This window comes from Peribacillus sp. P4_C12, from assembly GCF_056402095.1.
In genome coordinates this window covers 26,791-38,649 of the sequence record NZ_JBFUIB010000016.1, presented here as the reverse complement: position 1 = coordinate 38,649, position 11,859 = coordinate 26,791, and the positions used below count along the sequence as shown (strand labels likewise).

Below are 11,859 nucleotides of genomic sequence, written 5' to 3'. Positions count from 1 at the left end.
TATATTATCTGTAAGGTCCAATAGTGATAAAATCAAACAAATAGAGCTATGAAACCTCATATATAAAATATGAAATTGGCTAATAACAGGCATCGTGAAAAAAGTCATTAGAATAAAGGGGAAAGATAGGAATGGCAGACTTAATGGATTGGAAAAATAGTGCTCGCGGGCATAAATTTATAGCTTCTTTTAGCGGAGGAAAGGATAGTGTCTTAGCTCTATATAAAGCAGTGAAGGTTGGAGAAGCAGTTGGATTGATCGTCATGCTGGAAGAAGAAGGGAAACGTTCCAGATCCCATGGAATGCCTCCGGAACTCATTCGTGCCCAAGCTAAATCTATAGGTTTGCCCGTATATACTGCAGCTGCAAGTTGGACAGATTATGAAAAAGTATTTATGTACCTTTTAGACAAAGCTAAAAATCAAGGAGCAGAAGTGTTAGTAACTGGAGACTTAGATATGCCTGCTCATGGCTGTTGGCATGAAAAGGTTACGAAGAATGCTGGATTAAAGCTTGGGATGCCTTTATGGGAAATGAACCATCGTGAAGCTGTCGAAGAGTTCATAAATCTAGGATTTGTAACGATAATTATAACTGTTAATTTATCATTGGGAATGCGAGAGAACGATTTAGGGCGAACATTAACCCATGAATACGTGAAGGAGCTTGAAGCCCGTGGTATTGACCCCTGCGGAGAAGGTGGAGAATTCCATACCACAGTAATAGATGGGCCCATTTTTAAATATCCTATTCCAGTTCGTAAATGTGAGATTATTAAGGACGGAGAATATGCTTTTTTGCCCTTGGAGCTAGATCAGATGGCGGACGGTGCAACTTTTTTATAACCGGTACGAATTTATTTCAAATCCACAGCTGATTATTTTCTAGGGCCAGACAATCGCTTTTGTCCGACGTTACGGCCGATTGCATTTTGTAATGATTAGATGGGAAATTTCATAGAGAACTTGAAGTCAGTGTATCTCTAAGTCATCTAATTATCCTTCAATAAAAGCCCCTTCGTTTTATCAACGAAGGGGCTTAAACAGCCAATTAATTATGAGCTTTTTCTAGAGCTAGTTTTATCCCAAAACCTATCAGTATCGCACCCGTTATTCCTTCAAAAATCGCTTGTGTTCTAGGCTTTTTCATAAAAGCACTAATCTGATTCAATAAATAGATATAAAATACAAACCACACTAAGGTTAATACGGTATACGTTAAACCCATTATAAGAAACGGTAAAAATGTATTGGTTCCATGGTCAACAAACTGTGGCAAGAAAGTTAAGAAGAAAACTGCCACTTTAGGATTCAGCAGGTTGGTAAGGAACCCTTGCTTAAAGCAAGACTGGTTTTCATACTTATTTTTGACAGCCGTTTCAGTGGTTGCTGCCACTTCCTTGTTTTTTAATCCCCATAACGTCTTGATACCTAGATATACCAAGTAAACGGCACCGACGTATTTGAAAATTGAAAATAATAAAGCGGATTTTACAATGATTGCTGAAAGGCCAAACACTGCAGCTGATGTATGAATAAGAAGTGCGCAACACGTACCAAACATCGTTTTAAAACCTCCCGTTGTCCCAACGGTAACGGTATTCCTTGTTGTTATTGCTGTATCTGGACCAGGTAGAATAATGAGAAGAATACACATAATCACAAACAAATAAAAGTTTTCCATTTATGGACCTCCATTCAAAGATGAAAATTCTAAAAATTGTTACATTTAATTTAACATAAATGAACGTAGTTTGGGGAGGTAAATAAGTAAGCCGAATTCCTGTAAGTAGTAGTTATGATCATGTGAAAAAACTATGAAACACAGCATTAATAACCTCTTAAATAAAGAATAAACTGAAATCTATCTATGATTTTGATTTTTTTTATCGAACTAAGGGAGGAGATAAAAATGTTATGGGAAATTTTCTATAAGTAGGGGATGAATAGCAATTCTCCATGGGCACCTTAATTAAAAAAGATAAAAAAACAAGCCGAATCATTTTGTGACTCGGCTTGTTTTTTATTTAAACCTAGTGAAAATCTATTTCTTTTTAGGGTGATTTTTTCAACGCAGCACGTACCGGACTTCCATCTGCTTCAACTAATGGAAGTGGGAGGGCTGCCAATTCATAATCCCCTGGTAACACATCATCTAATACAAGCCCCTCCAAAATGTGAATTCCATGCTCAGCAAGTTCATGATGGGCAGACAGTTCTTTACTATCTAATGGATCTACTGATGGTAAATCAAGACCAATAAGGCGAACACCGAGTTCTGAAAGATAAGCCGCTAATTCTGGTTGGATATGAGGAATAGTTTGTGGAAACACACGACGATCCTTCCAGGCATCTGTGCGAATTAACAGACGGGTCACTCCTTCTAAATCTATACTGGATAATTCATGGACTCCTATGCTTGTCTTGTTTGGTAAATGGATGACTCGGGCACTTCCAATATATAAATCGAGATCCAGTTCAATCACTCTTTTTCCATCATTATCAAAATGAAAAGGTGCATCAATATGAGTACCAGTGTGTATACTCATATTGATTTGACCTACATTGACAGATCCACTTTCTTCTTTACTCCAATTGACTTTGTATGAGAAAGGTGTATCTCCAGGCCAGACTGCGACATTTTCATCCAGACGTTGTGAAATATCAATCCATGTACCCATGCATCTTACCTCCGTCTCTTCTAGCTATTGCTTTCTTTGCCGCTTTTTCAAAAAGAACAACCTACTTAATTCCTTATTATAGCTTCGTTCTTAGACTCCATAGTTCTGGGAAAAAGTGTTGGTCTAGAGCTCTTTTTAAATACGTAACACCTGATGATCCACCAGTTCCTTGTTTATGACCAATAATTCTTTCCACAGTACTCATATGATTAAAACGCCATAATTGCTGTTGATTGCCAATGTCCACTAACTTCTCGGCCAACTCATATAAGTCCCAATATTGCTCGACATCGCGGTAAACTGTCAGCCACGCTTCTTCTACACTGGTATTTGGTTCATATCTTTGTGACCAATCCCTATTAATAGCTTCTTGATCAACAGGTAGTCCACGGGCCACAAGAGCATTAATCGCCGCGTCATAAATACTTGGCTTATGAAGAGCCTGCTGCATTTGCTCGTATAGATCTGTCTGATGTTGATAGACTGATAGCGTATGGACATTTTTGTTACCTAGTGCAAATTCAATCAAACGATTCTGATAAGATTGGAATCCAGAAGATTGTCCTAGCTTATCCCTAAACTCCATGTATTCAGCCGGTGTCAAAGTTGAAAGGACACTCCATGACTGAATCAATTGCTGCTGAATTCTCGAAACGCGCGACAACATTTTAAATGATGGTTCCAAATTGTTATTGCGTATACACTGAGTAGCAGCTGTCAACTCATGTAAAATGAGCTTCATCCATAACTCACTCGCTTGGTGGATAACGATAAAAAGCATTTCATCATGATGATCAGAACATCTATGTTGACTAGTTAAAATCTTATCAAGGTGGAGATAATCTCCGTAAGACATCGATTTTTGAAAATCGGTTTGAATTTCTTTCTCTAGCCCAGTTATTGTTTGTTCATTGGTATCCATATTCTTCATTCCGCAATCCCCTCACTTTTCATATTCAAAAAACTGTGATTTCTCCATACTAGTTATTCCGTCATTCTATTCTATCTTCTCTTCCAGAGATTCCTCCACTACATTATGATTACTATTTCTTTTTTTCGAAACAAAATAAGCAACCGATAAAAATAGTAACCATGGAATCCCGAATTGAAGCATAATTTTGAAATCTGTAAACCATGTCGTAATCATTAAGCTAAATAGAAGAACGGCTCCTAGTATCGTTAAATAGGGAAAGCCGATCATCCTTACCGGTAATTTGCGTCCGCCTGTTTTCTCCCATTTCACCCTGAAAAACAAATGAGAAATGAAGATGATAAGCCATGTGAACATAGCACCGAACATGGAAATTCCCATCATGAATGCATAGGAGGAACCAGGAAGTAACGCATGAACGCCTGCAGCAATAAGAATCCCGGTTGTAGAGACAGCAAGTGCTTTTGCCGGAACCCCCCTTTTGTTTAGGTTTCCTAAAAAGCTGGGTGCATGTTTTCCACGAGCCAATGAAAACATCATACGTGTTGAAGCATAGAGCTGAGCATTCATGGCAGATAAAGCAGCCGTTAAAATAATAAAGTTCATGATCCCAGATGCACCTGGAATGTTCAAGATTTCCATCACTTTTACGAATGGACTCTCCTCGATCCCAGCCGTTTTCCACGGAACGATCATCAACATGATCCCAATTGTCAACACATAGAAGGTGGATAAACGGAAGACAGTCGCTTTCAATGCTTTTGGAACAGCTGCATCTGGATCTTTTGCTTCTCCTGATGTAACCGCTATCATTTCAGTTCCAAGAAAGCTGAATAAAGAAATAAATACGGCTATCCACATTCCCTTTAAACCAAATGGGAAAAAACCGCCTTCATTCACAAAGTTTTCCGGCCCTATATGTGGCTGTTCGGATGAACCGAATAGTACATAGGCTCCAAGGAGAATAAAACCAACAATGGCACTTATTTTAATAAAGGAGAACCAATACTCAAATGTAGCGAATGTATTCACGCTGGTAGCATTTACATAAATCAGGATACCTGCAAACAACAAAATCCATACGATTCCCGGCACGGTCGGAAACCAATAATTCATATACACGCTGACTGCACTTACTTCAACCCCAACAGCCAAAACATTGCCAATCCAATAGGAATAGCGGACAAGATAGCCTGCCATAGGAGTCATGTACTTTTCAGCAATAGCTCCAAAAGAACCGGAAGTAGGATGGGCAACCGTCATTTCGGCTAAACAGCCCATCAACAGCAAAACAATGAACGCCCCGAGTGCATAGCTGAGCAATACACTTGGCCCTGCCGCTTGAATGGCAAGCCCGCTGCCAAGGAATAGCCCTGTCCCGATGGCACAGCCCATCGCGATCATGGAAAGCTGATTTGTTTCTAAATCACGTTTTAACCCTTTCTCTGGCCCATCTTTAAAGTTCAATTGAGTATTTTTGTTCTCCATAGTTCATCCCCTTTTTATCCAAAAAGATTTTATCCTACCCTAATAGGCAGTGAGCTTCCACCTCTTTAAGCGTAGGCTAACCGAATATAATAACCGACTGATTCGATACTAACCATTAGAGGGATGAGCCTCATCTGGTGGAATTCCATGTTATGCGACCACTTCACGCTCATTCTTGAATTTTTCATATTGTTTTTCTGTCATGATTTTTTTGAGAATTTGTACCACTTCCCAAACTTCTGCGAAGGAAGTATAGAGTGCAACTGGAGCAAGACGTATGATGTTTGGTGCTCGGAAATCCGGAATCACACCGTTTTCTTTCAATGCCTTACAAATGCGTGCAGCTTCTTTATGCTCTAGGCTCACATGACCTCCGCGACGTACGTCTTCTCTAGGAGTTCCAATGAAAAACCCCATGTCCTTCAACTCGTGTTCAATTAAGTCTATTAAATATTGATTAATTTTAAGAGATTTTTCCCTAATATTCTCTATACCAGCTTCTATAAACATTTCTAAAGACCCAATCAAAGGTGCACAACTTAATACATGTGGCGTTCCAATTTGATACGCGCCTGCTGATTCAGCTGGTGTTAAAATATGTTCCATATCGAATTGTTTATCTTTTTTGGAGCCGAACCATCCAGCCAATCCAGGCATCGTTCCAAAATGTTTTCGATTTACATATAAGCCGCCAACACCGCCAGGACCGCCATTTAAATGTTTATAATTGCACCAATACGCAAAATCCACACCCCATTCACTGAATGAATGCGGGATCGCACCAATAGAATGACATCCGTCAAATCCAATTACTATTCCTCTTTTATGAGCTTCATCAGTTAATCGTTTCATATCCAATATTTGACCGCTGCGGTACAGTACTGTTGGCAAGACGATTAAGGCAATATCATCGGTCATTGCTTCGATAATATCATCCTCTTCAAGAAATCTTCCATCGCGACTTTTCACGCGGATGAGATCGGTTTCCGGATCGTATCCATGTGTACGCAGCTGACTTTGAAGAGCATAAATATCAGTCGGAAAGGTTAATTCATCTGCTAAAATTTTTGTGCGCATTCCTTCCGGCTTATAAAAAGTAGCTACAAGTTGATGCAGATTTACAGTTGTCGAGCCTGTTACAATAACTTCCTCAGGAGAAGCTCCCACTAATTGGGCAATCTTCGCGCCCAATTTCTCGGCCATGAAAAACCATGGGTGATTCCCTTGTGTCCATCCATCAATCCCATGTTCTTTCCAATCTTCCAAAGATTCCAAAAGAGTACGTTCCGCTCTTTTCGAAAGAAGCCCCAATGAGTTTCCATCCATATAGATCGAATTTGGCTTTAAATAAAACTCTTCACGATAACAACGAAGGGTATCTTCTTTATCCATTTGTTTTGCGTAATCTAATGTGTGTTGAAAGCCGTTTGAAAGCATAATTATCCTCCCTTATTCTATTTTTCTTATAATTCTAGGAGAATCGTACCAAAGAATATGACATGATGTCAATAAGTTAATTCAGAAAATTATAAACATTAAATTATTCAAATGTTTTTTATTTTTATTGAAATCCTTTATGCTAGAAGATAAGGGGAGGAATAGGCATGGATAATGGTAAAGTAGGGGATAAGCGACATTTGCGCTCAATTATGACACGTCAAAAGTTATTAGAAGCTGCAAAGGAAATATTTCTTGAAGAAGGTTTTCAAGCTGCGGTTATTTCCCAAATGATCAAAAAGGCAAACATCGGGTATGGAACGGCCTATGTTCATTTTAAAGGAAAAGAGGATCTTTTAATTGTATTAATGGAGAATGTTATGGAGCAATTTTATGAAATTGCCGAGACCTCTTTCTTTCCAAAATCGAAGGACGAAGCAGAACGTATTATAAATAAACAAGCTAATGCTTTTTTAAAAATGGCAGAGGCTGAACGCAATATGATGCAAGTTTTCGAGCAGGCTATTGGGATTTCAACTGTTATATCAGATAAATGGAAGGCAATCCGTGTAAAGTTTATACAGCGAATTTCAAAGGACGTTGCCTATGCACAGCAAAATGGGCTAGCAAGAGCTGAATTAAACCATGAGATTGTTGCAAGAGGTTGGTTTTTCGCAAATGAAATGTATCTTTGGGAAATTGTCCGAAACGAACATCAGAGTTCTGTCGAAGAAATTGCTAAAACCATCACGTCTGTTTACGTCGAAGGTCTTTATCTATAACTTTATTTTTAGACAATAAGCAATGAATATATATTTTACTAAAAGCATGCATGTCAAGTAATCTTCCGGTTTTATACAGTCGGAAGATTTTATTTTATTTAACCAAGGTTTTACAGCTACTTTAAAGGCTTTCCCACTACACACCTCTTATCGGAAACTTCTTATAACTAAAACCAGCTGAACTCACGAGTAATACTCCAAACTCACGAGTAAAGCAGCCAAATTCACGAGTAAAACGCCAAACACGAGTAAAGCAGCCAAACTCACGAGTAAAACGACCAAACTCACGAGTAAAGCAGCCAAAYTCACGAGTAAAACGCCAAACTCACGAGTAAAGCGCCCAAACTCACGAGTAAAACGCCAAACTCACGAGTAAAACGCCAAACTCACGAGTAAAGCGCCCAAACTCACGAGTAAAACGCCAAACTCACGAGTAAAACGTCCAAACTCACGAGTAAAACGCCAAACTCACGAGTAAAGCAGCCAAACTCACGAGTAAAGCAGCCAAACTCACGAGTAAATCAGCCAAATTCACGAGTAAAACGCCAAACACGAGTAAAACGCCAAACTCACGAGTAAAGCGCCCAAACTCACGAGTAAAGCAGCCAAACTCACGAGTAAAGCAGCCAAATTCACGAGTAAACCTCTCAAATTCACGAGTAAAACGCCAAACTCACGAGTAAACCTCTCAAATTCAGGAACAAAACGCCCTCGTTAGTGTGGGGCTTAGTACTACTACGCCTTAAGTCTTATTTAAAAATATAGCTAAGGCTCATTATACGAACTTGCAAAACTAGATAAGATAGAAACAAGGAAAGGAGGACGAAAACAATGAAGAAATTTGGTTTATTTATTGTAGGGCTGATCGCATTATTTATCTTGCTAGCGAATGTGGGTCCATTAATCAGCTTGGCGATTTGCTTGGCTATTCTATATTTTGGATTCAAACAGTTCATGAAGTCCGAATCGACAGGAGCCAAAATTGCCTGGGGATCAATCTCCCTTATCGTGCTAATAGTTGCTGTTTCTCATATCCCAGCGATATTAGGACTGGTAGCAGCTTACGTTCTTTACCTCGTCTATAAAAAATGGAATGAAAATGATGAAATTGTATCGAAGGAAACAGACCCATTCTCGAATTTTGAAAGAGAGTGGAAAGAGTTAAATAAAAACTAGGAGAAGGGATGGAATTGGAATGAGTAATCTATTTTCAAGAATGAAACAAACGATTTCAGCGGATTTTCACGACTTGTTGGATAAAAAGGAGCAAAAAAATCCAATTGGAATGTTAAATCAATATCTGCGTCAATGTGAGCAGGAGGCAGAGAAGGTCGGAAAGCTGGTTGAACGTCAATATCTACTGAAAGAAGAGTTCACTCGTGAATATAGTCAAGCGCAAAATCTAGCTGAAAAGCGTAAACATCAGGCTGAAATTGCTAAGCAGGCTGGAGAAATTGATTTAATGGAATTCGCCTTAAAGGAAAACCTGCACTATGAAGATCGGGCGCTAAGTTTGAAGGAAGCGCAAAAAAGTGCAGAAGTTCAGTTAGATGAACTGGAGCGGAAATATGAAGAAATGAAGCATAAGCTCAAGGATATGCATCTTAAGAGAATGGAACTGATGGGCAGGGAGAATATTGCCCGGGCAAACCACCGGATCAATCGGGTTTTAAATGCTGGTAGCTCCGATGCCAAACCGATAGCGATGTTTGGTGAAATGGAGCAATATATCGATCGTATTGAGAATCAAGTCCATTCAGATTATAATCGACATACTATCGATGCCAGGATTGTCCAGCTTGAAAAGGAAATGGAACAGAAAGAAGCATAGTCGATTTCTTATTAAAGCTTTGCTGTTATCCCCCAACTACTTGGAATCGAAGGTGGGGGAAAACAGTCTGTTATAACGTGATAAATTCATGGTATTCTTAAAAGGCACGGGTTCCTGTGCCTTTTAAGAATATCATGATAACTTACAGAGGAGGCGAACCGATGTTGAACAAAATGAAAACAGATTATATGGGTTGGATCTTTCTCATCGGAATCGTCCTGCTTATTTTAGAGATTTCATTTAAGGGTGGAGGTCTCTTATTTTCCCTAGCATTTTCAATTGGACTTATCTATTTAGGAAGGAAATTTTCAAAACGGACAATCGGGAAAATCCTTTTTTTTATAGGAATAATAACTCTTATTATTACTGTCCTGAATATGTTCGTCTTTAGATTTTTCCTAATAGCAATTCTTATTTATCTATTACTTCTTTATTATCAATCGAAAAAAAATCCTGATTGGATCAATCCCATTTTAACCAATGAGGGGTTTGACGAAGAACGGATCAATAAAGAGCGATTATTGAAAACCAATTATCTATTTCAAAATAGGTTGTTCGGTCATCAACAAACGGCCGAACATGTATATGAATGGAATTCGGTAAATGTTCAGGGTGGGGTCGGTGATACAGTTATTGATTTAAGCCGGACGATTTTACCGAAAGACGACGCTGTCATTTCCATCAGAAATATAGTTGGTAATATCACAATCCTAGTACCGTATGGCATTGAAATCAGAGTCCATCATTCGGTCATTGCAGGTAGAGCACGGATTTTTGATAATAAGCCTGAATCCAGGGTATTTAATCAAATCTATTCCTATCAAACGGAAGGGTTCAATGAAACGGATCAAAAGGTTCATATCATCACTTCTATCTTAGTTGGGGATTTAGAGGTGAAGCGGGTATGAGTATACTGACACGTCAGATATTGAGTGCCCTTTGTGTTTCCTTCGTCCTATCCCTTGCCTTGCCGGCAGCGGTTTTCTTTGTTTTTCCTTTATCTGACTGGAGATTATTGTGGGATAAAGTGGTTATGGGGTTACCCTTCGTCATATTCCTGCCAAGTCTGGTCATTACGGTAGGGCTGATCTATGGAGTCGTTTCAGGGATGTTTTGGAAGAGGCAGCTGCAAAGGATGGATGAAGGGCTTTATTTACTTGAACAAGGCCGCTTACCTTCGCAACAGGAAATGTATCCAGTCCAAGAGATGGCTAAAATGGTTGAACGGATGAATCAGATCCAAAAGCATATCAATGAGCAGACAAAATTATCTCAAAAAATGGCGAATGAAAAGGCCATTGATCAGGAGAAACAGATCCAGGAAATTGTTTCACAGGAACGAAACCGTTTGGCGCGGGAACTGCATGATTCAGTGAGCCAGCAATTGTTTGCCGCTTCGATGTTCATGTCGGCCATTACAGAGTCACAATCTAATATGGAAAAAACAGAAATGAAACAATTCAAGGTAGTGGAAGAGATGATCCATCAATCTCAGCTCGAGATGAGGGCTTTATTGCTGCACCTGAGACCCGTTGCGTTAAAGGGAAAATCATTGCAGGAAGGAATGAAGGAGCTCCTCGAGGAATTGGCCCAAAAAGTGACGATGGATATAAATTGGAAGATGGAGCCCGTTACTCTGGATAAGGGGATTGAGGACCATCTGTTTCGGATTTTACAAGAATCGATTTCCAATACACTAAGACATGCAAAAGCGAGCTCGCTTGAAGTGCTATTGATCGTTCGTGATGAGTTGATCATTTTACGGATTACGGATGATGGCATCGGCTTTAACGTCGAGGAGTCGAAAACCGGATCATATGGTCTGCAAAACATGCATGAACGGGCTGTTGAATTAGGCGGAACGATGAAGCTGGTAAGTGTTCCGAATAAAGGAACACAACTTGAAGTGAAAATCCCATTATTAAATACTGGAGGTGATCATGATGATTAAAGTATTATTTGTCGATGATCATGAAATGGTAAGAATAGGGGTATCTGCCTATTTATCCGCACAGGCAGATATCGAAGTGATTGGTGAAGCGGACAATGGTTTGAAAGCTGTTGAACTTGCAATGGAGTTACGTCCAGATATCATTTTGATGGATTTGGTCATGCCGGAAATGGACGGCATAGAAGCGACTAAACGAATTATTGAAAAATGGCCTGAAGCAAAAATCATCATTGTGACAAGCTTCCTGGATGACGAAAAAGTGTATCCGGCATTGGAAGCCGGGGCGACAAGCTATATGTTGAAAACATCAAAGGCGAGCGAGATTGCGAGAGCCGTCCGTTCCACCTTTCAAGGGCAAAGTGTACTTGAACCTGAAGTGACCGGGAAAATGATGGAAAAGTTACGTCGCCCTCAGAAAACCCAGCTTCATGAACAATTGACAAACCGTGAAATGGAAATTTTATTGTTGATGACACAAGGGAAAACGAATCAGGAAATTGCGGATGAACTATACATAGCCCTGAAAACAGCCAAAGTACATGTCAGCAATATATTAAGTAAGCTTGCGGTGCAGGACCGCACCCAAGCAGTGATTTACGCATTTAAACATTCGCTCGTTCAAGAAGTAGAGTAAAGAGCGTCTATTTACGAAAAGATGAAAGTTTGTTATATTTAGGGAATTATCCCATCTTGTAAAAGTTCTTTCAAGGTTGCTGATTGCAGCCTTTTTTTTTCGGATAACGGGAAAGTAGGCAGAAG

Annotated in this window: 12 protein-coding genes; 7 read left to right on the top strand and 5 right to left on the bottom strand. The window is 39.5% G+C overall.

The genetic code is table 11. The features are described 5' to 3' along the window. The first annotated feature begins 131 nt into the window (after positions 1 to 131). On the top strand, positions 132 to 845 hold the full coding sequence (locus AC1DUW_RS05760) for a Dph6-related ATP pyrophosphatase (RefSeq protein ID WP_477642169.1): 714 nt from the start codon (positions 132 to 134) through the stop codon (positions 843 to 845). A gap of 205 nt (positions 846 to 1,050) precedes the next feature. Here AC1DUW_RS05760 and AC1DUW_RS05755 read toward each other — a convergent pair whose 3' ends face one another. The 5 genes from AC1DUW_RS05755 to kynU form a co-directional block, all read right to left on the bottom strand. Continuing rightward, the gene (locus tag AC1DUW_RS05755; protein WP_053347528.1) at positions 1,051 to 1,683 is read right to left on the bottom strand and encodes a LysE family translocator; all 633 of its coding nucleotides are present in this window, start codon (positions 1,681 to 1,683) and stop codon (positions 1,051 to 1,053) included. 370 nt (positions 1,684 to 2,053) lie between these two features. Next, positions 2,054 to 2,680 (bottom strand): arylformamidase, encoded by a 627-nt coding sequence (gene kynB / locus AC1DUW_RS05750; protein WP_053347527.1) that lies wholly within the window; start codon positions 2,678 to 2,680, stop codon positions 2,054 to 2,056. A 76-nt stretch (positions 2,681 to 2,756) separates the two neighbouring features. Further along, positions 2,757 to 3,602, bottom strand: a complete 846-nt coding sequence (kynA, locus tag AC1DUW_RS05745) for a tryptophan 2,3-dioxygenase (protein ID WP_180319948.1) — start codon at positions 3,600 to 3,602, stop codon at positions 2,757 to 2,759. A gap of 75 nt (positions 3,603 to 3,677) precedes the next feature. Beyond that, positions 3,678 to 5,099 carry an amino acid permease gene (locus AC1DUW_RS05740; protein WP_053347525.1) on the bottom strand — a complete coding sequence of 474 codons (1,422 nt, stop codon included), beginning with the start codon at positions 5,097 to 5,099 and terminating at the stop codon, positions 3,678 to 3,680. A gap of 150 nt (positions 5,100 to 5,249) precedes the next feature. Beyond that, on the bottom strand, positions 5,250 to 6,536 hold the full coding sequence (gene kynU / locus AC1DUW_RS05735; RefSeq protein ID WP_053347524.1) for a kynureninase: 1,287 nt from the start codon (positions 6,534 to 6,536) through the stop codon (positions 5,250 to 5,252). 167 nt (positions 6,537 to 6,703) lie between these two features. On the opposite strand from kynU, the gene AC1DUW_RS05730 reads away from it, so the two are divergent. The 6 genes from AC1DUW_RS05730 (at position 6,704) to AC1DUW_RS05705 (ending at position 11,734) form a co-directional block, all read left to right on the top strand. After that, complete coding sequence (locus AC1DUW_RS05730) at positions 6,704 to 7,318, top strand: TetR/AcrR family transcriptional regulator (RefSeq protein WP_477642168.1); 615 nt, start codon at positions 6,704 to 6,706, stop codon at positions 7,316 to 7,318. Positions 7,319 to 8,149: 831 nt separating this feature from the next. Beyond that, positions 8,150 to 8,494 (top strand): lmo0954 family membrane protein, encoded by a 345-nt coding sequence (locus AC1DUW_RS05725; RefSeq protein WP_053347522.1) that lies wholly within the window; start codon positions 8,150 to 8,152, stop codon positions 8,492 to 8,494. A 19-nt stretch (positions 8,495 to 8,513) separates the two neighbouring features. Further along, positions 8,514 to 9,149, top strand: coding sequence for a PspA/IM30 family protein (locus AC1DUW_RS05720; RefSeq protein WP_053347521.1), 636 nt, complete (start codon positions 8,514 to 8,516; stop codon positions 9,147 to 9,149). 161 nt (positions 9,150 to 9,310) lie between these two features. Further along, complete coding sequence (gene liaF, locus AC1DUW_RS05715) at positions 9,311 to 10,057, top strand: cell wall-active antibiotics response protein LiaF (protein WP_053347520.1); 747 nt, start codon at positions 9,311 to 9,313, stop codon at positions 10,055 to 10,057. Continuing rightward, positions 10,054 to 11,100 (top strand): sensor histidine kinase, encoded by a 1,047-nt coding sequence (locus tag AC1DUW_RS05710; RefSeq protein ID WP_053347519.1) that lies wholly within the window; start codon positions 10,054 to 10,056, stop codon positions 11,098 to 11,100. Before liaF ends, AC1DUW_RS05710 begins: the two co-directional genes overlap by 4 nt. Then, positions 11,093 to 11,734, top strand: coding sequence for a response regulator transcription factor (locus AC1DUW_RS05705; RefSeq protein ID WP_053347518.1), 642 nt, complete (start codon positions 11,093 to 11,095; stop codon positions 11,732 to 11,734). The genes AC1DUW_RS05710 and AC1DUW_RS05705 overlap by 8 nt, the downstream gene beginning before the upstream one ends. Positions 11,735 to 11,859: the final 125 nt, after the last annotated feature.

Coding starts and splice junctions, on each gene's coding strand:
- AC1DUW_RS05760 (WP_477642169.1), top strand. CDS start 132: ATGGCAGACTTAATGGATTGGAAAAATAGTGCTCGCGGGCATAAATTT.
- AC1DUW_RS05755 (WP_053347528.1), bottom strand. CDS start 1,683: ATGGAAAACTTTTATTTGTTTGTGATTATGTGTATTCTTCTCATTATT.
- kynB (WP_053347527.1), bottom strand. CDS start 2,680: ATGGGTACATGGATTGATATTTCACAACGTCTGGATGAAAATGTCGCA.
- kynA (WP_180319948.1), bottom strand. CDS start 3,602: ATGGATACCAATGAACAAACAATAACTGGGCTAGAGAAAGAAATTCAA.
- AC1DUW_RS05740 (WP_053347525.1), bottom strand. CDS start 5,099: ATGGAGAACAAAAATACTCAATTGAACTTTAAAGATGGGCCAGAGAAA.
- kynU (WP_053347524.1), bottom strand. CDS start 6,536: ATGCTTTCAAACGGCTTTCAACACACATTAGATTACGCAAAACAAATG.
- AC1DUW_RS05730 (WP_477642168.1), top strand. CDS start 6,704: ATGGATAATGGTAAAGTAGGGGATAAGCGACATTTGCGCTCAATTATG.
- AC1DUW_RS05725 (WP_053347522.1), top strand. CDS start 8,150: ATGAAGAAATTTGGTTTATTTATTGTAGGGCTGATCGCATTATTTATC.
- AC1DUW_RS05720 (WP_053347521.1), top strand. CDS start 8,514: ATGAGTAATCTATTTTCAAGAATGAAACAAACGATTTCAGCGGATTTT.
- liaF (WP_053347520.1), top strand. CDS start 9,311: ATGTTGAACAAAATGAAAACAGATTATATGGGTTGGATCTTTCTCATC.
- AC1DUW_RS05710 (WP_053347519.1), top strand. CDS start 10,054: ATGAGTATACTGACACGTCAGATATTGAGTGCCCTTTGTGTTTCCTTC.
- AC1DUW_RS05705 (WP_053347518.1), top strand. CDS start 11,093: ATGATTAAAGTATTATTTGTCGATGATCATGAAATGGTAAGAATAGGG.